Annotated in this window: 17 protein-coding genes, 1 tRNA gene and 1 pseudogene; 14 read left to right on the top strand and 5 right to left on the bottom strand. The window is 57.7% G+C overall.

The features are described from left to right. The first annotated feature begins 158 nt into the window (after positions 1–158). From N018_RS02565 to N018_RS02550, 4 genes are all read left to right on the top strand, one after another. Positions 159–2081 carry a PrkA family serine protein kinase gene (locus N018_RS02565; RefSeq protein WP_024644722.1) on the top strand — a complete coding sequence of 641 codons (1923 nt, stop codon included), beginning with the start codon at positions 159–161 and terminating at the stop codon, positions 2079–2081. A gap of 121 nt (positions 2082–2202) precedes the next feature. Beyond that, the gene (locus N018_RS02560) at positions 2203–3474 is read left to right on the top strand and encodes a YeaH/YhbH family protein (RefSeq protein WP_024644721.1); all 1272 of its coding nucleotides are present in this window, start codon (positions 2203–2205) and stop codon (positions 3472–3474) included. Next, complete coding sequence (locus N018_RS02555; RefSeq protein ID WP_025388779.1) at positions 3471–5033, top strand: SpoVR family protein; 1563 nt, start codon at positions 3471–3473, stop codon at positions 5031–5033. Before N018_RS02560 ends, N018_RS02555 begins: the two co-directional genes overlap by 4 nt. Before the next feature lie 97 nt (positions 5034–5130). After that, complete coding sequence (locus tag N018_RS02550; protein ID WP_025388778.1) at positions 5131–6360, top strand: multifunctional CCA addition/repair protein; 1230 nt, start codon at positions 5131–5133, stop codon at positions 6358–6360. Positions 6361–6544: 184 nt separating this feature from the next. Here N018_RS02550 and folK read toward each other — a convergent pair whose 3' ends face one another. Continuing rightward, positions 6545–7069 (bottom strand): 2-amino-4-hydroxy-6-hydroxymethyldihydropteridine diphosphokinase, encoded by a 525-nt coding sequence (folK, locus tag N018_RS02545; RefSeq protein ID WP_025388777.1) that lies wholly within the window; start codon positions 7067–7069, stop codon positions 6545–6547. Next, the gene (gene folB / locus N018_RS02540) at positions 7060–7413 is read right to left on the bottom strand and encodes a dihydroneopterin aldolase (RefSeq protein ID WP_025388776.1); all 354 of its coding nucleotides are present in this window, start codon (positions 7411–7413) and stop codon (positions 7060–7062) included. Before folB ends, folK begins: the two co-directional genes overlap by 10 nt. Before the next feature lie 73 nt (positions 7414–7486). On the opposite strand from folB, the gene plsY reads away from it, so the two are divergent. Then, entirely contained in the window at positions 7487–8056 is a 570-nt protein-coding gene (gene plsY, locus N018_RS02535; RefSeq protein WP_025388775.1) for a glycerol-3-phosphate 1-O-acyltransferase PlsY, read from the top strand. Positions 8057–8121: 65 nt separating this feature from the next. On the opposite strand, the gene tsaD is transcribed toward plsY, so the two are convergent. After that, the gene (tsaD, locus tag N018_RS02530) at positions 8122–9147 is read right to left on the bottom strand and encodes a tRNA (adenosine(37)-N6)-threonylcarbamoyltransferase complex transferase subunit TsaD (protein ID WP_024644715.1); all 1026 of its coding nucleotides are present in this window, start codon (positions 9145–9147) and stop codon (positions 8122–8124) included. A 198-nt stretch (positions 9148–9345) separates the two neighbouring features. Here tsaD and rpsU point away from each other — a divergent pair, with 198 nt between their 5' ends. The 9 genes from rpsU to N018_RS02485 all read left to right on the top strand — a co-directional run bounded on the left by rpsU (position 9346) and on the right by N018_RS02485 (position 19944). Next, complete coding sequence (gene rpsU / locus N018_RS02525; RefSeq protein WP_002551877.1) at positions 9346–9561, top strand: 30S ribosomal protein S21; 216 nt, start codon at positions 9346–9348, stop codon at positions 9559–9561. Positions 9562–10043: 482 nt separating this feature from the next. Beyond that, on the top strand, positions 10044–11999 hold the full coding sequence (gene dnaG, locus N018_RS02520) for a DNA primase (RefSeq protein WP_025388774.1): 1956 nt from the start codon (positions 10044–10046) through the stop codon (positions 11997–11999). Positions 12000–12066: 67 nt separating this feature from the next. Next, complete coding sequence (gene rpoD / locus N018_RS02515) at positions 12067–13914, top strand: RNA polymerase sigma factor RpoD (RefSeq protein WP_024644713.1); 1848 nt, start codon at positions 12067–12069, stop codon at positions 13912–13914. A gap of 256 nt (positions 13915–14170) precedes the next feature. Beyond that, positions 14171–16660 carry a sensor domain-containing protein gene (locus N018_RS02510; protein WP_080274783.1) on the top strand — a complete coding sequence of 830 codons (2490 nt, stop codon included), beginning with the start codon at positions 14171–14173 and terminating at the stop codon, positions 16658–16660. A 15-nt stretch (positions 16661–16675) separates the two neighbouring features. Continuing rightward, a tRNA-Ile gene (locus tag N018_RS02505) sits at positions 16676–16752 on the top strand. A gap of 423 nt (positions 16753–17175) precedes the next feature. Then, positions 17176–17679, top strand: a complete 504-nt coding sequence (locus N018_RS02500; protein WP_025388772.1) for an Hcp family type VI secretion system effector — start codon at positions 17176–17178, stop codon at positions 17677–17679. Between the two features lie 12 nt (positions 17680–17691). Further along, positions 17692–18123 carry an STM2901 family protein gene (locus tag N018_RS02495; protein WP_025388771.1) on the top strand — a complete coding sequence of 144 codons (432 nt, stop codon included), beginning with the start codon at positions 17692–17694 and terminating at the stop codon, positions 18121–18123. After that, entirely contained in the window at positions 18124–18549 is a 426-nt protein-coding gene (locus tag N018_RS02490) for a DUF1493 family protein (RefSeq protein WP_025388770.1), read from the top strand. It abuts the gene before it with no gap. A 579-nt stretch (positions 18550–19128) separates the two neighbouring features. Then, the gene (locus N018_RS02485; protein WP_025388769.1) at positions 19129–19944 is read left to right on the top strand and encodes a formate/nitrite transporter family protein; all 816 of its coding nucleotides are present in this window, start codon (positions 19129–19131) and stop codon (positions 19942–19944) included. A gap of 140 nt (positions 19945–20084) precedes the next feature. Here the strand turns inward: N018_RS02485 and N018_RS02480 are convergent. Both N018_RS02480 and N018_RS02475 read right to left on the bottom strand, forming a co-directional pair. Further along, positions 20085–20716, bottom strand: a pseudogene (locus tag N018_RS02480) (4'-phosphopantetheinyl transferase family protein). Next, positions 20713–24753 (bottom strand): Pls/PosA family non-ribosomal peptide synthetase, encoded by a 4041-nt coding sequence (locus N018_RS02475; RefSeq protein ID WP_025388768.1) that lies wholly within the window; start codon positions 24751–24753, stop codon positions 20713–20715. Before N018_RS02475 ends, N018_RS02480 begins: the two are co-directional and overlap by 4 nt. Positions 24754–24933: the final 180 nt, after the last annotated feature.

The raw sequence follows: 24933 nt of genomic DNA, 5'->3' as shown, positions 1-24933 counted from the left end.
GCCATCCGTATTCAGGGGAGAGCCGGTACACCGGCGCGTGGGTCATCGGTAGTTACTTTTATGGTGTTCTGGGGGGTAAACAGCATCTGGATGTTCAGACGCTGCCAGCATCGACTGATGATCCGCCGCCGGCTCTACGTATCGAGCGAGGTGACGTCATGAGTATATTCAGCCACTTCAAAGACCGCTTTGAAAGCACACGACAGGAAGAGCTCTCGTTACAGGAGTATCTTGAGCTCTGCAAACAGGATCGCAGCGCCTATGCCTCTGCCGCAGAACGTCTGCTGCTGGCCATTGGCGAACCTGAACTGGTGGACACATCCGTCAATTCCCGGTTGTCGCGAATCTTCTCCAACAAGGTCATACGCCGCTATCCGGCCTTTGCCGACTTCCACGGGATGGAAGAATGCATCGACCAGATCGTCTCGTATTTCCGCCATGCCGCCCAAGGCCTGGAAGAGAAGAAACAAATCCTCTATCTGCTCGGCCCGGTGGGCGGTGGTAAATCGTCCCTGGCTGAAAAACTCAAGCAACTGATCGAAAAAGTCCCGTTCTACGCCATCAAGGGCTCGCCGGTTTTCGAATCACCCCTGGGCCTGTTCAATGCCAGTGAGGACGGTGCGATTCTTGAAGAAGACTTCGGGATTCCGCGACGCTACCTGAGCACCATCATGTCGCCCTGGGCGACCAAACGTCTGGCTGAGTTCGGGGGCGACATCAGTCAGTTCAAGGTGGTCAAGCTGTACCCTTCTGTTCTCAATCAGATCGCTGTCGCGAAAACCGAGCCAGGCGACGAGAACAACCAGGATATCTCCGCGCTGGTCGGCAAGGTCGATATCCGCAAACTGGAAGAATTCCCGCAAAACGACGCCGACGCGTACAGCTACTCGGGCGCACTGTGCCGGGCCAACCAGGGCCTGATGGAATTCGTCGAGATGTTCAAGGCGCCGATCAAGGTCCTCCATCCATTGCTGACGGCCACTCAGGAAGGCAACTACAACAGTACCGAGGGGCTGGGGGCGATTCCGTTCACCGGTATTCTGCTGGCGCACTCCAACGAATCGGAATGGCACAGCTTTCGCAACAACAAGAACAACGAAGCCTTCATCGACCGTATCTACATCGTGAAGGTGCCGTATTGCCTGCGCGTCAGCGACGAGATCAAGATTTACGACAAGCTGCTGTTCAACAGCTCGCTGGCCAAGGCGCATTGCGCGCCAGACACCCTGAAAATGCTCGCGCAATTCACCACCCTGTCGCGCCTCAAGGAACCGGACAACTCCAACATCTACTCGAAGATGCGCGTGTATGACGGCGAGAACCTGAAGGATACCGATCCAAAGGCCAAGTCGATTCAGGAGTATCGCGACAGCGCAGGCGTGGATGAAGGCATGAACGGCCTGTCCACGCGCTTCGCGTTCAAGATCCTGTCCAAGGTCTTCAACTTCGATCCTCACGAAATCGCTGCCAACCCGGTCCACCTGCTCTATGTGCTGGAACAGCAAATTGAACAGGAGCAATTCCCCGCAGAGACCCGCGAACGCTACCTGCGTTTCATCAAGGAATATCTGGCGCCGCGTTACATTGAATTCATCGGCAAGGAAATCCAGACCGCATACCTGGAGTCCTACAGCGAGTACGGCCAGAACATCTTTGACCGCTATGTGCTGTACGCGGATTTCTGGATTCAGGATCAGGAATACCGCGACCCGGAAACCGGCGAAATTCTCAATCGCGTGGCGTTGAACGAGGAACTGGAGAAAATCGAGAAACCGGCAGGCATTAGTAACCCGAAAGATTTCCGCAACGAAATCGTCAACTTCGTGCTGCGTGCCCGCGCCAATAACAACGGCAAGAACCCGACCTGGCTCAGTTACGAGAAACTGCGTGTGGTGATCGAGAAGAAAATGTTCTCCAACACCGAGGACCTTCTGCCGGTTATCAGTTTCAATGCCAAAGCCAGCAAAGAGGATCAGCAGAAACACAACGACTTCGTCACACGAATGGTCGAGAGGGGCTACACGGACAAGCAGGTACGGCTGCTATCCGAATGGTATCTGCGCGTGCGCAAGTCGCAATAAGGCAGGTGCAAGCTTCAAGCTATCGGCTGCAAGCAGACTGCGGTCAAGCCCTGAATCGAGGGCTGACGCCGCATTCGCTTGCAGCTTGAAGCTTTCAACTTGAAGCTCCCCGGAGGGGCCTATGAGTTATGTGATCGACCGACGTCTCAACGGCAAGAACAAGAGCACAGTAAACCGGCAGCGGTTTCTGCGCCGTTACCGTGACCATATCAAGAAGGCAGTGGAGGAAGCCGTCAGTCGACGCTCCATTACCGACATGGAACATGGCGAACAGATCAGCATTCCCGGGCGCGACATTGACGAGCCGGTGTTGCATCACGGGCGTGGCGGCAAACAGACCGTGGTTCACCCCGGCAACAAGGAATTCACCACAGGTGAGCATATCGCTCGCCCGCAAGGCGGCGCTGGCGGCAAAGGGCCTGGCAAGGCGGGTAACTCTGGCGAAGGCATGGACGAGTTCTCGTTCCAGATCACCCAGGAAGAGTTTCTTGAATTCATGTTCGAGGACCTGGAACTGCCCAATCTGGTCAAACGCAACCTGACCGGAACCGACACTTTCAAGACTGTGCGCGCAGGGATCAGCAACGAAGGCAACCCGTCTCGCATCAACATCATCCGCACCCTGCGCTCGGCTCACGCACGGCGTATCGCACTGTCTGGCAGCAGCCGCGCCAAACTCAGGGAAACGACCAGCGAACTTGAGCGCATGAAGCGCGAAGAGCCCGACAACTTCGGTGATATTCAGGAGTTGGAAGGAGAAATCGAACGCCTGAAGGCACGCATTCGGCGCGTGCCTTATCTCGACACCTTCGATCTCAAGTACAACCTGCTGGTCAAACAGCCCAACCCCAGCTCCAAAGCGGTCATGTTCTGCCTGATGGACGTCTCCGGCTCCATGACCCAGGCCACCAAAGACATCGCCAAGCGTTTTTTCATCCTGCTGTACCTGTTCCTCAAGCGTAACTACGACAAGATCGATGTTGTGTTCATTCGCCACCACACCAGCGCCCGCGAAGTGGACGAAGAAGAGTTTTTCTATTCACGGGAAACCGGCGGCACCATTGTTTCCAGTGCCTTGAAACTGATGCAGGAAATCATGGCTGCGCGCTACCCGAGCAGCGACTGGAATATCTATGCAGCCCAGGCGTCGGACGGCGACAACTGGAACGACGACTCACCTATCTGCCGGGAAATCCTGACCAAACAGATCATGCCCTTTGTGCAGTACTACACGTACGTGGAAATCACTCCGCGTGAACATCAGGCCCTGTGGTACGAATACGAACGCATCGGTGAAGAATATGCCGATACGTTTGCCCAGCAGCAGCTGGTCTCTGCCGGTGATATCTATCCGGTATTCCGCGAACTCTTCCAGCGAAGGTTAGTGTCATGACCGCCAGAGAGCAGAAACGCCAACCCCTTTCCACCGGGTCAGAGTGGACGTTTGAACTGATACGGGCCTATGACCGGGAAATCGGCAGGATTGCCGAGCGTTATGCCCTGGACACCTACCCCAACCAGATCGAAGTGATCACTGCCGAGCAAATGATGGACGCTTATGCCTCGGTGGGCATGCCACTGGGCTACCATCACTGGTCCTACGGTAAACACTTCCTCAGCACTGAAAAATCCTACTCGCGAGGCCAGATGGGTCTGGCCTACGAGATCGTCATCAACTCCGATCCGTGCATCGCTTATCTGATGGAAGAAAACACCATCTGCATGCAGGCACTGGTCGTTGCCCACGCCTGCTACGGGCACAATAGCTTCTTCAAAGGCAATTACCTGTTCCGCACCTGGACTGACGCCAGCTCCATCATCGATTACCTGGTGTTCGCCAAGCAGTACATCATGCAGTGCGAGGAACGCTATGGCATAGACGCTGTAGAGGACTTGCTCGACTCCTGCCACGCCCTGATGAACTACGGCGTGGACCGTTACAAACGTCCCTACCCGATTTCTGCCGAAGAAGAACGCCGTCGCCAGAAGGACCGCGAGGAGCACCTGCAACGGCAGATCAACGATCTGTGGCGAACCATTCCGAAAAACGCCGACAAGGCCGGCAAGGAAGACAACGCGCGCTTCCCCGCCGAACCGCAGGAAAACATTCTTTATTTCATCGAGAAACACGCGCCGCTGCTGGAGCCCTGGCAGCGCGAAGTGGTGCGTATCGTGCGCAAGATTGCACAATACTTCTACCCGCAACGCCAGACTCAGGTGATGAACGAAGGCTGGGCGACGTTCTGGCATTACACGCTGATGAACGACCTGTATGACGAAGGCCTGGTCACCGACGGTTTCATGATGGAGTTCCTGACGTCGCACACCAGTGTTATCTATCAGCCGGGATTTGACAGTCCTTATTACAGCGGCATAAACCCCTACACGCTCGGGTTTGCCATGTATCAGGACATCCGGCGAATGTGCGAACACCCGACCGACGAAGACAGGCAATGGTTTCCGGAAATTGCCGGCACTGACTGGCTAACGGCAATCAAGTTTGCCATGAGCAGCTTCAAGGACGAGAGTTTCATCCTGCAATATCTGTCGCCCAAGGTTATCCGCGATCTCAAGCTGTTCAGCATCATGGACGACGACCAGAAAGATGACCTTTTGGTACCGGCCATTCACGATGAAAACGGTTACCGGACTATCCGCGAAATCCTTGCTGCACAGTACAACCTCGGCAATCGTGAGCCCAACGTCCAGATTTACAGTATCGACCGGCGCGGCGACCGCTCGCTGACCCTGCGTCACCAGCAGCACAACCGCAAACCTTTGGGTGACTCGACCGACGAGGTGCTCAAGCATCTGCACCGGCTATGGGGTTTTGATATCCACCTGGAAACCCTTCAGGGCGATGAGGTGGTCAAAGTCCACCACGTCCCCCCGAAAGGCGAGCATGCCGACAGTGAGTTTTCCCGGCGTGATATGGCGATCGTACACCTGTAGTTGCTGGACCCAAGGTTGACCAGGCCATTATTCATGCAGTTTTAGCCTCCGTGAGCGCAACGCAAGGTTTATCCTGTCGCGCTTACGGAGGTTTTTTATGCAGATTTATAAAGTTGGCGGCGCTGTGCGCGACCGCCTGCTCGGACAACCTGTCACTGATATCGACTGGGTAGTGGTGGGCGCAAGCACTGAAGAAATGCTGATCAAGGGCTATCGCCCGGTCGGTACGGACTTTCCGGTGTTCTTGCATCCACTGACCAACGAGGAATACGCGCTGGCGCGCACCGAGCGTAAAAGCGGAGTCGGCTACGGCGGGTTTGTGTTTCACGCCAGCCCCGAGGTGACGCTTGAGCAGGACCTGATCCGCCGTGACCTGACCATCAATGCCATGGCCGAAGACAAGGACGGCAATCTGACCGATCCGTACAACGGCCAGCAGGATCTTGAAGCGCGAATTTTACGACATGTTTCGCCTGCATTCGCCGAAGATCCGCTCAGGGTCTTGCGCGTCGCACGGTTTGCCGCACGCTATGCCGACTACGGTTTCACGATCGCTCCCGAGACTCTGGAGCTGATGCGCCAGCTCAGTGAGTCAGGCGAACTCAAGGCGCTGACCGCCGAGCGGAGCTGGAAAGAAATCTCCCGCGCACTGATGGAAAAGCAGCCTCAGGTGTTCATCCAGGTGCTGCATGACTGCGGCGCGCTCAACGAGTTGATGCCCGAGGTCGAAGCGTTGTTCGGCGTGCCGCAACCGGCTGCGCATCACCCGGAAATCGATACCGGCGTACATGTGCTCGGCGTGCTTGAGCAGTCAGCCATTCACCAACACCCGCTGAGCGTGCGCTGGGCATGCCTGCTGCACGATCTGGGCAAAGGGCTGACGCCTGAGTCCGAATGGCCCCGACACATCGCCCACGAGCACACGGGCTTGCGGCTGATCAAAGCGGTCAACGAGCGCTTTCGCGTGCCGAGAGAATGCCAGGAACTGGCGTTGCTGGTCGGCCAGTACCACACCCATGGGCACCGGGCGCTGGAACTGAAACCCTCGACCTTGCTGGAGCTATTGCATAGCTTCGACGTCTACCGCCGCCCACAGCGGTTCGAAGAGTTCATTGCCGCCTGCGAGATGGACGCACGAGGACGGCATGGCTTTGAACAGCGCAGTTATCCACAGGCCGACTACCTACGCGGCGCAGCACAGGCGGCCAGAACAGTGTCGGTACAACCGCTGCTGGAACAAGGCTTGAAGGGCAAAGAGTTGGGCGATGCGCTGAAGAACGAGCGCTTGAAAGCGCTGAAAGTCTACAAAGCGGAGCATGTTGCCTGACTGCTTCGCGCACAAGCTATCGCTCCAACGCTCGGCGTTATACACAAATATTGTGGGAGCGAGCTGGCTCGCGAAGACGGTATTTCAGGCGGTAAATTTCAAATCTCGTTGACACGCTCCGCGTGGTAATGTTGTGCCGCTGAGCATTGGCACGAGAGGGATTTGCCGGAACGTGATAGCGACCTCAGTTACGCAGCAAATCCTCCGGCGTCAGCGACACACCGCGCCACTCAAAAGCTACAGGCCAAAGCTGCTGGTCAATCTGCGCGTCAACCCAGAGTTTGCTGAACGCCACACCCACACCCGGATGGAGACGTTCGGGGGCGATGAGCGCCAATGGGCGCAATACGAAGGCATTCTTCAGAATCTCTGCCCTCGGCAAAATCAGCCCGTCGAAGTTACCGACCTGTTCGCCATACAGCAGCACGTCGATGTCCAGCGGCAGACCGACTCGATTCGGGGCATAGCGACCGTTATCGGCCTCGATGACTTTCAGGCGGCGATCCAGCTCCGCCAGCGGCAGGTCGGTCAGCGCCGAAACCACTAGATTGAAGAATGGCCCGCTCTTGATGCCCACCGCGTGGCTCTCGAAAACCGGCGAACAATGCATGTCAGTCAGAAAGCCATCCAGCGCCTCCAGCCCGGCATGCAGATGCCGCTCGCGCTCGATATTGCTCCCCAGACCGAGGAAAATCCGCGTCAGCGACATCCGCGCTCGATCTCCACACCGACACCGGCTGCCGCAGCAACAGCACCGGGCTTGGTCAGCTTCAAACGCAACCAGGGGATATTGAATTCGCTCATCAAGACTTCAGCCAGACGCTCGGCGAAGGTCTCGACCAGTTGAAACTGCGCCTGCTCGGCGAAGGCCTGAATGCGCGCTGAAACACTGGCGTAGTCGAGAGCCTTGCTCAGGTCGTCACCCGCAGCAGCGGGCCGGTTGTCCCAGGCAAAACTGAGGTCCAGACGCAGGCACTGGCGAATGCCACGTTCCCAGTCATAAGCGCCGATGACCGTATCGACCTCAAGACCCTCGATGAAAACTCTGTCCAAGCCTGTTCTCCACTGCACGACAAGGGCGCGATGCGCCGTTAGAATCAGGGCATCCTCGCCCGGAATGGTTAGCATGTTTTGGTTACTGGCGACCTTCGCCTACCTGCTCGGCTCGCTGTCCTTCGCCATCCTGCTCAGTCGCCTCAGCGGCAGCCCGGACCCGCGCGCCAGTGGCTCCGGCAATGCCGGTGCGACCAACATGCTGCGTCTGGCCGGGAAAAAGCTGGCCATCCTGACCTTGCTTGGCGACCTCTGCAAAGGCCTGATCCCGGTATTACTCGCCGGCACCTGGGGCCTTGACCCATCACACCAGGGCTGGATCGGGGTCTGCGCAGTGCTGGGACATCTCTTCCCGCTGTACTTTCGATTCCGCGGCGGCAAAGGCGTAGCAACCGCCGCTGGGGTACTGCTGGGCCTTTACCCACCAGCGGCAGCCCTGGCAATAGCGGCCTGGCTGCTGACGCTCTACCTGACCCGTACCAGCTCACTCGCGGCGCTGATCGCCACACCCCTGACGCTGCCACTACTGGCCTGGCAGGAACCCCATGCGTTGCTGCCGATGAGCGTGCTGACCCTGCTCATCGTCTGGCGCCACCGCGGCAATCTACGCGACCTGCTCGCCGGGCGCGAACGGCATTTCTAAGGGGTGACGTGAATCCCGCTCACCCTTGCCTGCCTTCGCAACCCCTACAACTACAGCCCCAACAACTAAAGCCGCGACAACTGCTCCATGGGCCAGCGCGCCTGCACGCTGATACTCAGGTCTTCCTTCTGTCCTGCCTGCAAGCGCTGACAGCCGGCAAAGGCGATCATCGCGCCGTTGTCGGTGCAAAACTCCGGGCGGGCGTAGTAAACATGCCCACGCAGATCGCTCAGCATGCTTTCCAGTGACACCCGCAATGCCTTGTTGGCGCTGACGCCGCCAGCGATGACCAGGCTCTTGAGCCCGGTCTGCTTGAGCGCGCGTTTGCACTTGATGGTCAAAGTCTCCACCACCGCCTGCTGGAACGCCAGCGCGATGTCGCAGCGGGTTTGCTCACTGTCGTCTCCGGCACTTTGGCACTGCTGCCAGGTATTGAGCGCCGAGGTTTTCAAGCCGCTGAAGCTGAACGCCAGGCCCGGGCGATCCGTCATCGGTCGGGGAAAGACAAACCGCCCCGGTACCCCCTGCATGGCCGCTTTTGAGATCTCCGGACCACCCGGGTACTGCATGCCCATCATCTTGGCCGTCTTGTCGAACGCCTCGCCCGCAGCATCATCCAGCGTCTCGCCCAGCAACTCGTACTGACCGATTCCGTCGACGCGCACCAACTGCGTATGACCACCGGACACCAACAAAGCGACGAACGGAAACTGCGGCGGGTTTTCTTCCAGCATCGGGGCCAGCAAGTGGCCTTCCATGTGGTGAACGCCCAGCGCCGGAATATCCCAGGCAAACGCCAGCGCCTGGGCGCATGACGCACCGACCAGCAGCGCACCGACCAGACCGGGCCCTGCGGTGTAGGCAATGGCATCGATATCAGTGGCCACGCAGTCCGCTTCGGCCAGCGTCTGACGAATCAGGGGCAGCATGCGCTTGACGTGATCGCGCGATGCCAGCTCCGGCACCACGCCGCCATAGGCGCGGTGCAGGTCGATCTGACTGAATAAAGCATCCGCCAGTAAACCGCGTTCACTGTCGTATAACGCGACGCCGGTTTCGTCGCAGGAGGTTTCTAATCCCAGTACTAGCATGGGTTTGCGCCTTGTAGGGGGCAGATTTGAAGGCGCGCATAATAGTCGCCGCCCGAGGTGCCGACCAGCGGTTTTCGATCAGAGGCTTTGCATTCCTCTCAATGAGGAGTTAACATCCGCAACCCTTAAAAACCGACGTACTTTTGTGCAGTGTTTGCACGAAGCGTTGACCCCGGTAATGAATGAAGGTAGCTCTGGATGCCAGCCGTCAAAGTTAAAGAGAACGAACCCTTCGACGTAGCTCTGCGTCGTTTCAAGCGCTCCTGCGAAAAAGCCGGTGTTCTGGCTGAAGTTCGTAGCCGCGAATTTTACGAGAAGCCGACTTCGGAGCGTAAGCGCAAGGCAGCAGCTGCTGTCAAACGCCACGCCAAGAAAGTCCAGCGCGAACAGCGCCGCGCCGTTCGTCTGTATTAATTTACAGACTTGCGTCGCAAGCTTCTGCCTTGCCCAGCCAATCAGCTGGGCTGTCGGCAGTTGCAGCACTGTTAAAGCTGTATAGCTGCGAGAGCTTCGCGCTAGCTAATTGACCGACTTTACAGGCCGCACACGCGACCCGGATATTCAGTCAAGCACGTCCGGCCTGCTTGCAGGCAACACTGGTCATGCCCACACGGGCAACAAGACGGCCAGTGAACAAGACGAGTATGCCTTGATGACTTCGCAAGAAGCTCAGCCAAGGCAGCGTCTCGTTTGATATCAGATGAACATCAAAGGCTACGGCCCGATGATCAACTCGACGATCACGCACTCAACTCCTACTGATTTCAGCGCCGACCTTCGGACACAAAGACGTGCCCGCGTATTGCTGTCGTCGCACAAAAGACGGCTGACAGGCTGACGGAAGACTCGTAGAGTCATCCGATATTTTTGTGACACGCTTGAATGACGAGAACGCCATGGCCGGGCTGATTCCCCAGAGCTTTATCGACGACCTTCTGAACCGCACCGACATCGTCGATGTTGTCAGTTCGCGCGTGCAGCTCAAGAAATCCGGGAAGAATTACAGCGCGTGCTGCCCGTTCCACAAAGAGAAAACCCCCTCATTCAGTGTCAGCCCGGACAAACAGTTCTATTACTGCTTTGGCTGCGGCGCGGGCGGTAACGCGCTCGGTTTCATCATGGATCACGACAACCTGGACTTCCCCCAGGCGGTCGAGGACCTGGCCAAAGCTGCCGGCATGGAAGTGCCACGCGAACAAGGCGTTAAAGGCCAGAAACCACGCCAGCCAACAGACTCCCCGCTCTACCCGCTGCTGAACGCCGCTGCCGAGTTCTATCGTCAGGCCCTGAAAAGCCATCCGGCGCGCAAGGCAGCAGTGGATTACCTCAAAGGGCGCGGGCTGTCGGGCGAGATCGCACGGGACTTCGGCCTGGGCTTCGCGCCACCCGGCTGGGACAACCTGTACAAACACCTGAGCAGCGACGCGCTACAGCAGAAAGTCATGATCGACGCAGGCCTGCTGATCGAAAACGCAGAAACCGGCAAACGCTACGACCGCTTCCGCGACCGGGTGATGTTTCCGATTCGCGATTCGCGCGGGCGCATCATTGCCTTTGGCGGCCGCGTACTCGGCGATGACAAGCCCAAGTACCTGAACTCCCCGGAAACCCCGGTGTTCCACAAGGGTCAGGAACTGTACGGGCTGTTCGAGGCGCGCAAATTCAATCGCAACCTCGACGAGATCATTGTCGTCGAAGGCTACATGGACGTCATCGCCCTGGCCCAGCAAGGTCTGCGCAATGCCGTGGCAACACTGGGTACAGCGACCAGTGAAGAACATTTGAAACGGCTGTTTCGGGTCGTGCCCAACGTGCTGTTCTGCTTTGACGGCGATCAGGCCGGACGCAACGCCGCATGGCGAGCGCTCGAAGCTGCACTGTCAAGCCTGCAGGATGGCCGAAGGGCGCGCTTTCTGTTTCTCCCGGAAGGCGAAGACCCGGATACGCTGGTGCGCTCCGAGGGCACCGACGCGTTCAAGGCGCGCATCAATCAGCATGCGCAGCCGCTGGCCGATTACTTTTTCGAGCAATTGACCAAAGAGTCCGACCCGCGCTCGCTGGAAGGCAAGGCACACATGGCCACCCTCGCGGCGCCACTGATCGATAAAGTACCCGGCGCAAACCTGCGCACGCTAATGCGTCAGCGCCTGAGTGAAATTACCGGGCTTAGCGGCGAGGCGGTCAATCAACTGGTGCAGAGCGCACCGGCGGATGCACCACCCAGCTATAATCCGTATGTCGACTACGATGCGATGCCTGACTTCGCCGACTACCAGCCACAAGGCGGTTACGAAGCGCAGCAGGAATGGACACCAAAGAAAACCGGCGGTCCGAATCAGAAAAAGTGGGACAACAAGTCCTGGGGCAAAAACGGCAAGCGGCAGGACTTCGAACCGCGCACGCCGCGCGTACCGACCGCCGTCGAACCGCCGATGCAGGCCGCGCTGAGAACCCTGCTGCATCACCCGGAACTGGCCGAAAAGGTCGAAAATGCCAGCCACTTCGCGGCAGAAGACCAGTCAAACGCACAATTACTGGTCGCGCTGATTGAAGCCAGGCAAAAGAATCCCAACCTTCGGTCGTTACAGTTGATAGCACGGTGGCACGGAACGGAACAGGGTCGTTTATTACGCGCCCTGGCCGAAAAGGAATGGCTGATTGAGGCCGATAACCTTGAACAACAGTTTTTCGACACTATAACTAGTCTATCCGCTCGCCAACGCGAGCGCAGTCTGGAACATCTGATCAGCAAGGCTCGGCAAACCGAGCTGAGCCCAGAAGAGAAAATTCAGCTTCGGGAACTGCTAAATCGCAATGTTCCCGCACAAACCCCGACCTCAACTGGCGCGTGAGGTCATAGCTCGGGTATAATCCTCGGCTTGTTTTTTGCCCGCCAAGACCTTCAGTGGATAGGGTGTTATGTCCGGAAAAGCGCAACAGCAGTCTCGTATCAAAGAGTTGATCACCCTGGGTCGTGAGCAGAAGTATCTGACTTACGCAGAGGTCAACGACCACCTGCCCGAGGATATTTCAGATCCTGAGCAGGTGGAAGACATCATCCGCATGATCAACGACATGGGGATCCCGGTACACGAGAGTGCTCCGGATGCGGACGCCTTGATGCTGGCCGACGCCGATACCGACGAGGCGGCCGCAGAAGAAGCGGCTGCAGCGTTGGCAGCGGTCGAGACCGACATCGGTCGTACCACCGATCCCGTTCGCATGTACATGCGGGAAATGGGCACCGTTGAACTCCTGACCCGTGAAGGCGAGATCGAAATCGCCAAACGTATCGAAGAAGGCATCCGTGAAGTGATGGGCGCAATCGCGCACTTCCCTGGCACGGTTGACCATATCCTCTCCGAATACACACGTGTCACGAGCGAAGGCGGTCGTCTTTCCGACGTTCTGAGCGGTTACATCGACCCGGACGACGGCATTGCGCCGCCTGCCGAAGTTCCTCCGCCTGTCGACCCTAAAGCCGCCAAGGCTGAAGGCGATGACGAGGAAGAAGAAACGGCCGATGCCACCGATGACGAGGAAGAGGTCGAAAGCGGCCCTGATCCGGTCATTGCCCAGCAGCGCTTTGGTGCCGTTTCCGATCAAATGGAAATCACCCGCAAGGCGTTGAAGAAATTCGGTCGCAGCGACAAGCACGCTATTGCTGAACTGGTTGCTCTCGCCGAGCTGTTCATGCCGATCAAACTGGTTCCAAAGCAGTTTGAAGGTCTGGTAGAGCGTGTGCGCGGTGCCCTCGAGCGTCTTCGTGCTCAGGAACGCGCCATCATGCAGCTGTGTGTACGTGATGCACGTATGCCGCGCGCCGATTTCCTGCGCCAGTTCCCGGGCAACGAAGTTGACGAAAGCTGGACCGATGCGCTGGCCAAAGGCAAAAGCAAATACGCTGAAGCCATTGCGCGTCTGCAGCCTGATATCCAGCGTTGCCAGCAGAAGCTGTCGGCACTGGAAGAAGAGACCGGCCTGAAAATCGCCGAGATCAAGGACATTAACCGTCGAATGTCGATCGGCGAGGCCAAGGCCCGTCGCGCGAAGAAAGAGATGGTTGAAGCGAACTTGCGTCTGGTGATCTCCATTGCCAAGAAGTACACCAACCGTGGCTTGCAATTCCTCGATCTGATCCAGGAAGGCAACATCGGCTTGATGAAGGCTGTGGACAAGTTCGAATACCGTCGCGGCTACAAGTTCTCGACTTATGCCACATGGTGGATCCGTCAGGCGATCACTCGCTCGATTGCCGACCAGGCACGCACCATCCGTATTCCGGTGCACATGATCGAGACGATCAACAAGCTCAACCGCATTTCCCGGCAGATGCTGCAGGAAATGGGTCGCGAACCGACCCCGGAAGAGCTGGGTGAGCGCATGGAAATGCCTGAGGACAAGATCCGCAAGGTATTGAAGATCGCCAAAGAGCCGATCTCCATGGAAACACCGATCGGCGACGACGAAGATTCGCACTTGGGTGACTTCATCGAAGACTCGACCATGCAGTCGCCAATCGATGTCGCTACCGTTGAAAGCCTGAAAGAAGCGACACGCGAAGTGCTGTCGGGCCTCACCGCCCGTGAAGCCAAGGTTCTGCGCATGCGTTTCGGCATCGACATGAATACCGACCACACGCTTGAAGAGGTCGGTAAGCAGTTTGACGTAACCCGCGAGCGGATTCGTCAGATAGAGGCCAAAGCACTGCGCAAACTGCGTCACCCGACCAGAAGCGAGCACCTGCGCTCGTTCCTCGACGAGTAATCGCACCAGCGAGTCAACAAAACCCCCGGCATGCCGGGGGTTTTGCGTTTTCGCCCCCTCGACATCAAAACGTGCGGGCAAGCACACATCTGATAAACCCTGGCACTGTCAGACTTCAATCTAATTGCAGGCACTGACGAATTGACCTACAACTAGGTAATACAACAGACACACTGCTTCGGGTAATCCTTGGCTCAACGTTGTCCGCAAGGGTCATGTCACATCAGCGATAGTCCGAGACGGACGTGAGCCCCCTATGCGTGGAGTAATAATCGATAACAGCGTCCTGGAAGCGTTGCGCTTGTCGGAATGCAAGTTCGCCTCTGTTTTCGCTCAATGCCCAGATACGATGATCATCGCCAGCCTTGTCAATGGACACATCATGGATGCCAACGCGGCGTTCGCGAGGCAGACGGGGATTGCGATTGACGAGGCGATTGGCAGAACCCCCACCGAGCTGAATCTGTGGGCAGTTCCAGGCATGGGTCCAAACATTCTGGAGCAATTGCAAAAAGGCGTTATCCACAATCTGGAAGTCCCTTTTCGGTGCAAGAACGGCCAGACCTTTTCGGGCCTCATGTCAGCCCAGCCTCTCGATTTCTGCTCAACGCCAGCCGTGCTGGTAGTCGTCCGCGACATTACCCAGCTCAAACAAGCCCAGCAGCAATTGCAATTCTCCGAAGAGAAGTTCGCCAACGCCTTCCACGACTCTCCTGACGGACTGGCGCTAACCCGCCAGGAGGACGGGATGGTATTGGAGGTCAATGAAGGGTTTTGCCGCATTACCGGGTACAGCGAACAGCAATGCGTTGCGCACTCGACGTTCGATCTTGGCATCTGGGCTGACCTGAATGATCGCCACACCATGATTGAACGACTTAAAAGCCACGGTTCCGTGCGTGACCTGAGAGTCCGCCTGCGCGACGCCAGTGGCAACATCCGGATCTGTGAGTTGTCATCGCAGCCGCTCGTGATCGCAGGTGAAGACTGCCTGCTGACGATCTCGCGGGACATCACCCAAAACCAGCAAATGCAGGAAAAACTGCATCTTGCGGCAACGGTCTTCGAAAGCACTGCCGAGGGCGTACTGATCACCGACACCGATCAGCGCATCACAGCTGTCAACCGGGCATTCAGTGCGATTACCGGATACAGCGAGAGCGAAGCGCTCGGCCAGACACCTCGCCTGCTCGCCTCAGGCCAGCATGACAGCGCATTCTACGCAGCGATGTGGCACCAACTGAGCGCCGAAGGTCACTGGCAGGGCGAGATCAGCAACCGTCGCAAGAATGGCGAGCTTTACCCAAGCTGGCTGACCATCAGCGCCGTGTGCAACAAAGGCGGCCTCTTGACGCATTTCGTCGCAGTATTCGCCGACATCTCCAGCCTTAAACACGCCCAGGCAAGACTGGACTATCAGGCACATCACGATCCCCTTACCGGCCTGCCCAATCGAACCCTATTCGAGAGCCGCCTGCAGTCAGCGCTGCTGCACAGCGAGGAGTCAGGCGGTCTTGGTGCTGTGTTGTTCCTGGATCTGGACCGCTTCAAGCATATCAACGACAGCCTGGGCCATCCGGTCGGCGATCTGCTCCTCAAGGGCATTGCTCATCGCCTCAAGGAGAGCCTGCGAGACATCGACACCGTTGCACGGCTCGGTGGTGACGAGTTCATCGTCCTGCTACCCGGCCTGCTGCAACCCGGTGACGCACTGACCATCGCCCATAAACTGCTGGCCTGCTTTAGCGCGCCTTTCCAGGCGGGTGAACACGAGCTCTTCATCAGCCCCAGCATCGGCAGTTGCATATTCCCCACAGACGGCAGCGACGTCGCGACGCTGGTCAAAAATGCCGACGCCGCCATGTACCAATCCAAGGCCAAAGGCCGCAACCGCGTCGAAAGCTACACCCGTGATCTGACGGTTCAGGCCAGCGAACGCATCGCGCTGGAGCAGGAGTTGAGGCGCGCACTCGACCGTAACCAGTTGAGCCTGTCCTACCAGCCCAAGATCAGCCTGCTGACCGAGACGCTGGTGGGTGCTGAAGCGCTGATTCGCTGGAGCCACCCGACCTTAGGCGACGTGCCCCCTGAAAGCTTCATCCCGCTGGCCGAAGAGAACGGCATGATCCTGCAAATCGGTGACTGGGTGCTGGAGCAAGCCTGCCGTCAAATGGGCAAGTGGCGCAAAGCCTTTCAGCCATTCGGCCCGCTATCGGTCAACCTGGCAGGCGCCCAGCTGCGTCAGCCAAACCTGGTCGAACACATCGAAGAGCTGCTGGCAGACAACGGGCTGTCGCCCGATTGTCTGCAACTGGAAATCACCGAAAACTTCATCATGAGCCAGACGCAGGAAGCACTGGAGGTGCTGCACAAACTGAAGAAACTCGGCGTGCAATTGGCCATCGACGACTTCGGCACCGGCTACTCATCGCTGAGCTACCTCAAACGCCTGCCACTGGACATCCTCAAGATCGACCAGTCCTTCGTCCGCGGCCTTCCCGACGACACCCACGACGCCGCCATCGTCCGCGCCATTATCGCACTGGGCCGAAGCCTGCAATTGACCGTAATTGCCGAAGGCGTCGAGACCCGCGAACAGCAGCAATTCCTCGCCTCCGAAGGCTGCGAACAGATGCAAGGCTTCATCAGCAGCCTGCCCGTCCTCCCCGAAGAATTCAGCGCGAGGTTTCTTCTTATGAATCTTTCGGACGTTTCGGATAGCACAGCCGCGAAACCGCCGTTATAATCCGCGACCTACTGAGGGCCCATAGCTCAGTTGGTTAGAGCAGAGGACTCATAATCCTTTGGTCCACGGTTCGAGTCCGTGTGGGCCCACCATACAAAACGATGGCTTACGTCTTAAAACCGTAGGCCGTTTGTTTTTCGGAACATGATTTCGCAGCCCCCTTCCATCCAGATACTTTTTTAGGACAGTCAGCGATTACCTGGCAGTTCGGTCACGGTGTGCCCTAACCCTCGGTTATCCCTTCTCCTGAAAAGTCAGGAAGCCTCATCCGATTGAGTGCAATAGCTGGTTTTTCTTGGAGCCGAACGGGGCGCCAACAGAACGCTGAGCCGGGATTAGCAGACAAGTGGTCGGCCCTCGGCAAATATGCGGTGCTGACGAGCTGACTGTGACGTTGAGGGAAAGGGGGGGTTAACGCCCCGCGCTGCGGCGAGGGTTGGCGAGATTTCCTGGCGACGTTAAGCTTGGACCCTGACCTCAATCAGAATAGGGACAATCAGTTCCAAGGAGCAGGAATGGCATTTGATACTTTTTTATGGATAGACGGTCTTGATGGCGATTCCTCGGACTCCGAGCATAAAAACTGGATAGAGATAACTGCCTACAACCTTGCTGCTACTCAAGCGGTCTCCAGAACGGCCAGCTCGGCTGGTGGTGCCACCGTAGGCCGCGTCTACTTAAGTCACTTCAGCATTGTGAAGCGTGTAGATATTGCAACACCTAAAATACTTGAGGCCTGTTGTTCGGGGCAGCACTTCAAAAAGATAATAATGAGCGTGCATAGGGCTGGCGGAGAAAAACAAAAGTATCTGGAAGTTGTATTTGAAGAAGTGATTATAAGTGGCATCCACAGCGGAAACATATTCGACCCTGCAGCCTCGTCATTTCCAGAAGACGTCGTGTGGTTTGATTACGCTAAAGTCAACATTGTTTACTCCCAGCAAAGCCGCACCACGGGGCTGATTATGGGCAAAATCTCTGCTGGCTGGGACCAGATCCGCAACAACACTTACGCATAAGGAAGGGTATAAGTGCCGAACATTTACTGTTATGACGGAGACTGTGGGCTCACTGCGGATCATTTGCTCTGGGTGATTGCAGCCGAGACTACGATGGAAGAATTTGGCATAGACGATATAGTGTCTGCCTTGGCTATTGTAAGCGGGGCTAATGTAATTCCAACTAGAGGAAAGCCTGGCGGCGCAATCCCAAACACCTCTGTAGCCTCGATACTTTCACGGCGCATGCTTAGAAAAATAAAATTCCCCGGGGGATATCGAGCTCCAACACTAGTCGGAATGCGGCCCCCAAAGTTGAGAAGAACCCCATACATCGCCGCATTCGTAGGGCGTGCGATACCGGTATTCGGATGGGCTTATACCGCCGCCGAGCTAGGCCTGATTGGCTACAAGACTGTAGTCACCTACAACGCTATTGTGCGCCCCGAAGATCAGGTATTTTGAATGAACAATGACGACGTTGATTACGAACTACTCGGGAAAATAGTAGCGTGCATTCAAGAAACATTTGAGTTCAGTGCAAATGCTTTTGAAGACTTAAGCCTAGCCACAGATATCAATCGTGACCTCGGCATTGAAGGGGATGATGCAAACGAGCTGATGCCTGAATTCTTCGAGCGATTTTCGGTTAACATCGAAAACTATGACCCATACAGATACTTCGTACCCGAAGGTTACGACCTATTTTCTTTCCGGCGAGGTAAGGAACGGCAGGGGAAAATACCGATCAAGTTAGGTATGTTGTATTGGGCCGCTAAAACAAAGACTTGGGATCCGGCGATATTGGAGCAGATCGACTATAGTTCCATGCCTCTGTACACAAGTACTGCTGAAATTCCGTTGCCAGGCTATGAGATACATAGCAGATAGGATCTGCTTTCAAAGATACTATTTACTTCAGGCTTAATTAATTGCTCAGGTTGACGCTCAATACCAGTTACGACAGGGCCTCCAGCTATGCCAACCTACGTTCACCTACGAACGATTTCTCTAGGCATAGCACGTCGCCCAGCAACTCATAATCCTTTGGTCCACGGTTCGAGTCCATGTGGGCCCACCACCTTTGAAAGCCGCGCATTACGAGGCTTTTGTTTTTTTGGGCGCTTCAATTGCAACTCATCTGGCAGCTACCAAAAGAAACTCGTAAACACCTCCCCCAAAGGCAATCCGTCGCAGCACACGAAACAGAATCTGCCAGAGCTCAACACCCCTACCCCAGCGCCAGGCCCACCGGACTCGTGAGCCTCAACAACCTGCTCACCAACCCCATCATGAGTACAGCCCGGACAGAAGCATCCTGAGTCATTGACCCTATCAATCAACCGATCAAAACATCCGATTAGCCATCTTCCGAAACATTCCGTAACGTCGTTTCCCGGTGCGACAGATGCGCGTACCGCTTGAGCTTTTAGTCCGCATGCTCAGCCCACGACCACGCACGAGCCCATCATGTCTCTGAACACCCCGCAGCAAATCGCTGAAATCGCCGTCGAAAGCGGCATCAAGAAGGCTCATTTGAGCCTGTCCTCGTTGATGATTCTGGGCTTTCTGGCAGGGGCTTTCATTGCTCTCGGGTTTCTTCTCGACATTCATGTCAGCACCATGATCCCCCACGAGTGGGCGTCGCTGGGCAATCTGCTTGGCGCTGTGGTGTTCCCGGTCGGGTTGATTCTGGTGGTGCTCGCTGGCGGAGAGTTGCTGACTGGCAACATGATGAGCCTGCCAATGGCACTGTTCGCCGGGCGTATCGGCCTGGGTCAGTTGGTGCGTAACTGGTTGCTGGTGACGCTGGCCAATCTGATCGGCGCGCTGTTCGTCGCCTATTGTTTCGGCCATCTGGTGGGCCTGACTGAAGGCCCCTTCATGGCCAAGACCGTAGCCATCGCCAATGCCAAGGTGGGGGCCAGCTTCGAACAGGCATTCATCTCGGGCATTGGCTGCAATTGGCTGGTTTGCCTGGCGGTGTGGCTCAGCTACGCGAGCAAGGACGTAATCGGTAAAGTGGTCGGCATGTGGTTTCCGGTGATGGCATTCGTCGCAATCGGCTTTCAGCACATCGTCGCCAATATGTTCGTCATACCTGCAGCAATCTTTGCTGGTGCCTTGAGCTGGGCGCAGTTCGGCGACAATTTCATTCCGGTATTTTTGGGCAACGCAGTGGGCGGCGCGGTATTCGTCGGCCTGGCCTATCATTTGGCATTCTCCAATGCGGCAACCCGGCCTACTGAGCTGTCCAGGACCAGCGGCGCGCAAACACCGGAATAATTCGGTCCAACGCCATGCAAACGTTGCAGTGATAATGGGTGATGATCGCAGAGTGAAAAGCTCTGCGGGGTCAACGTCGATGCGACTCAACAGGCCGCAAACCCTACTAGCCGAGAGCACCGCCTGAGCGACGAAATCAATCAAGGTGCCGTACGCCGCTCAGCCTGATTCATGTGTTCCATCAAAACTGACTCAACGCCACCACACCTACCACCCCCTCCCTCAATTCAACCTCAACCCCCACACCCTGCAACCCTCCCACTGTCGTCCATTCCTCAAGCGCCGATCCATGCAACTTCAAAAACGCTTCGCGCCTGCACCATGCCTTGGCGAACGCAGTCGGGCGAATCAACTCGGGCATGCATGACAGCAAACTTGCAACATCAGCCCCCAGATAATCCAGCGCGACAGCATGCCAGTCCGGCACAGCCTGAACCTGCATCAAGTCCACGCCCACTGCGCCTTGAAGATTGACGGCAGCCAAAGAGAATCCAGCCTCGTGGCTGATGGAAAACCCAGGCTCCGGCAGCCCATCTATAAGCAGTCGCGGTGCGACACCTGGGACGCTGATGAACGTGATCGCGCCCGATGGCAATTCGAGCCACTGCTCTACGGCGGTACGCACGCAAGTCCGAATGAGCTTTCTGGCTTCCTCTCTTGCGCAGCCCGGCCTGATGACGCAGCTGACCAGCAATACACCCTGACGAGGGAAAGGCTTTGGCGGGGCAAGCCGGCCATCTTCATCGAATGCCCAGTTCGCCCCGCGCTTCATGCCCTGTCAGGTGACGCGGGGCAGCCGGCCCAGCGGCTGCCGGCAGGGATGTGCTCGCCCTTCATCACCAGGGTCAGTGCGCCAAGGTGCGCATCGTTGCCGACGACGGCGCTATAGAGCACGGCGCTGCGTGGCCCCATGTACACGCGTTCGCCGATGCTGACGTGGTCGATTTTCATGACTCGGTCTTCGAACAGATGGGTCTGCGGGCAGGCGCCGGCATTCAGTTCGCTGTCTGCGCCGATGCTGACGCAGTCGAATTCAGTGATGTCGGTCGTGTCCATGTAAACCCCGCGACCAATCCTGCAACCGAGCACATTGAACGCGAGTGGCAACCACGGCGTGCCGCGCAGGTAGCGCATGAAGTTCGGCGCGGCCATGCCTTCATAGAGGCTGGTGATGCCCTCCGAAAACCATACGAAGGGCGTCCACATCGGGTCAGCGCGTTTGCGATAGCGTCCCATCACCAGCCATTTCAGGGCCGCGATCAGCAGAAAGTTACCCACGCTGTACGCCATGCCGATGACGGCGAGGTAGGCCATCACGGCACCCCAGCGCTCGTCGTCGGCGAGAGGCATCAGGTCAAGCATCACCGTGTAGCCAACGGCGATTACCACCGCGTGCGGGGTGACGATGCGCACGCCTTCGACAAGGCCTCGAGCCAGGCGGCGCAGCCGGGAAGGCTTGAACGTCAGCGATTCGGGAGCGCCACTCGCCTGCTCGCGGGCAGGCAGGTGGATCGGTGGTGAGCCCAGCCAGGTATCGCCATCGGCCAGTTTGTCGTTGTGGGGTGTGCAGGAATGAACGCCGATCAGGACGTTTTCCGGCAGCACGGTGCCGTCCGGGATGTAACTGCCATTACCGACAAAACTGCGATGGGCGATAACGGTCGGCTGCATGGTCATCCAGCCGCCATCTATACGCTCGTCGCCCAGCATGACGGCGTCGGCGATAAAGGTTTCATCGCCCAGGGTCAGCATGTCCGGGATGACGCCCTGTGCGCTGGAAATCTCGGCGTCGCGCCCTACTTTTGCGCCCAGCAGCCGATACCAGAAGGGCGAATACACCGTGGCGTAGATGCCGGACAGCACGTTGAGGCTCGCTTCCTGGATCTGGCTGATCAGCCACTTGGCGCAGTAGGTATTGCTGTGTACCTCATAACGTCCCGGTTTGAGCCGTGGGAAGACGATCCAGCGCAATGCCGCAGACGCGAGGACAGTCGCAACAATCAGCACCGCACTGGCCGGAAACGCGAGCAGGAAATAGCGCGCCAGTTGTCCCAGTGGCCCGCTGCCCTCGAACCATGGCAAGACATGCTGCGTGTCGAACCAGTCGATCAGGAAAAAGGTCGGGAAGACCGGGATGAAGAACAGCGTCGCGACCAGCAGAACGCCGAAGACGAAGAACAGCTTTTCTGCTCGCAAACGCGCAGGGCTGGTCACGGGCCGTGCAGGTTGACTGAGCGTATCGAACGCGCCGGCATCTCGCGCTGGCGAGCCCTGCCAGATGCGCCCAGCCGGAACCTCCCGACCGTCGGCCATGGCCGACTGGGCTTCCAGATGTCCCCACGGGCCTACGGCAGTATTGCCTTCCATGATCACGTAAGAGCCGACACAGGCATTGTCCTGCAAGGCGATACGCCCCAAATGCAACTGGCCGCGTTCGACGCGAGCGTTTTCGAAACTGACGCCGTTGCCTACGCTGACCCCGTCGCCGATTTCCAGCAGGTCATGAGCCCGTACTGCAGCCCCGCCGATAATTACGTCCTGCCCGATCTTAGCGCCCAGTGCGCGCAGCCACAGGGGATAGAGTGAAGAACCGCTCAGCAGGTAAGTCGGCGCCGACTCGACCATGCGGTCAGCGGCCCACCAGCGAAAGTAGGTAACGCCCCACAGCGGATAGATCCCAGGCTTCAGGCGGCCGACGATCAGCCACTTGGCCGCCAGTGCAATGAAAAACTGCAGAACAGTTGTAATCAGGAATACCAGGATCGACGCCAGCGTCGCCAACACGACAGAGTCGCCGGGCGAGCCGGTGAGCAAGTGATAGGTAAAGAACGGTGCGAGCCATTGGGTCATGCGCAGGCTGATCATGACCGGCAATGCCAGCGCCTGGGCAACGCCGCAGCGCCAGCGACGCCAGGCTGAAGGAGGCGTCCAGTCCACTGGAGCGTCCATCTCTTGCGGCGCCTGATCCAGCACTTCGGCAATCGCACCGATACGCCGATGCTGGTAAATGTCGCGCACCGTGACTTGAGCGAAGCGCGGGTTGGCACGCAGCGCCGAGGCCAGACGCGCAGCAAAAAAGGAATGCCCACCCAGATCGGTGAAAAAGTCCGCATCGCGGCGAATCGGCATGCCGGGGAACAGAGTGCTCAGCGCGGCAAACAGTGCGATCTCACCTTCGGTTTGCGCCACATCGGACTCTGCGCTGGCGGCCTTGGCATCAACCGTCAACGGACGAGCCTTGAGCGTTTTACGGTCGATTTTGCCGGACGTGAGGCGCGGCATGCTCTCGAGCAGTTCGAAGTGTCCCGGCACCATGTACGGCGGCAACTGTGCCTGAAGGGTTTTGCGCAACTGGCTCGTGAATGCGGAAGGCGTTGATGTGTCGCTCACAAGGTAAGCAATCAGTTGATCAACGCCCCCCTCGTTGCGCAACAGGACGGCAACAGTGCCCACGCCAGGCTGTTGCGCCAACAGCGATTCAATCTCGCCCAGCTCGACGCGAAAACCACGAATTTTTACCTGATCGTCGGCACGCCCGAGGCACTGCACCTGGCCTTCATCGTCGATCCGGGCAAGGTCGCCGGTTCGATACAGGCGCGCATCGTGATAACCGGTGGACCATGGATTCGGCAGGAATTTTTCCTGGGTCAGGTCCGGCCGGCCAAGATACCCCTCAGCCAGGCCGGGGCCGATGATGCACAGCTCGCCGACTTCGCCACGCGGCAGCAGGCTGGGCGCCAGGGTGCTTCCGACCGCAGGGTCATTGGCGATGACCAACAGCCCGTAATTGGGTAACGGTGTACCAATCGACACCGGGCGACCACGCGACAGACGCGCCAGGCTTGCCGATACGGTGGCTTCGGTAGGCCCGTAGGTGTTGAACATCTGCCTGTTTGGCGTGGCCCAGCGTTCGACCAGAGAATCGGGGCACATTTCACCGCCCAGATTGATCAGGCGCAGGCTTGGCACGTCTTCGCTGAACAGCGCCAGCAAGGTTGGCACGGCGTGCAACACGCTGATGCGCTGCTCATTCAGCAGGCGTGGCAGAGTTTCCGGGTCGCCGCTGGTTTCTTTCGGACCGATCCACAACGTTGCGCCGACCAGATAGGCAATCCAGATTTCTTCGAACGACATGTCGAACGATACCGAGAACCCCTGGTAAACCCGGTCACTGGCTCGTATCCCCAGTACGGCGTTTTCACTGCGCAGAAAGTGACAGATGCTGCGCTGGGAAATCACAATGCCCTTGGGCTTGCCGGTCGAACCCGAGGTGTAGATCACGTAAGCGGGATGATCCGGCGACACGCTGCTGCGGCGAACCGCAACTGCCTCGGTCTGGCTTTGCAGCACCTCGGCCGTCCACACCGTCAGGCCGGTATCTGCCAGCATCGGCCTTAGCGCGTCACAGCACACCACGCCTACCGCGCTGGCATCCTCCAGGCAGATTTGCAGACGCTCTACCGGTGTGTCCTGATCCACCGGCAGCCAGGCCGCGCCGGTCTTGGCGATAGCAGCCTGCATGACCAGCAGGTCGATGCCACGCGGCAGCCACAGGCCGACTATCTGCCCGGGCCGCACGCCCGCGTTGATCAGCACAGACGCCACCTTGTCGGCCTGTCGGTCCAACTCCCCATAACTGACCTGGTGCTCGCCGAAGATCAATGCCACCTGTTGAGGATCACGTCGTGCGCTGGCCTCCAGCAGATCGGCCAGCACTTCTTCGCGTAGCAGTTCGGGTTGAATCGGACCGTAAATAACATCCGGCAGTGATTCGTTCTGGCGAGGCTGGGACAGGTTCAGGTTATTCATGGCAGCAGGTATTAGCTCGTCTGAAAGGAGAGGCCTGAGAGTTTCCGGTTATGCGTTCAGAGCCGGTCCATCAGCGAGTCGCATGCTTTTTTATAGTGGTTACGTGTCCGTAATGTGTCTGTTTTGATACATTTTGGCTGGAGCGCTGCAGCTCTCACCGAGGCAAAAGAACAGGCTGGC

Origin of the sequence: Pseudomonas syringae CC1557, assembly GCF_000452705.1 — a bacterium.
GTDB lineage: Bacteria > Pseudomonadota > Gammaproteobacteria > Pseudomonadales > Pseudomonadaceae > Aquipseudomonas > Aquipseudomonas syringae_F.
This window is presented reverse-complemented; position numbering and strand designations above follow the sequence as displayed.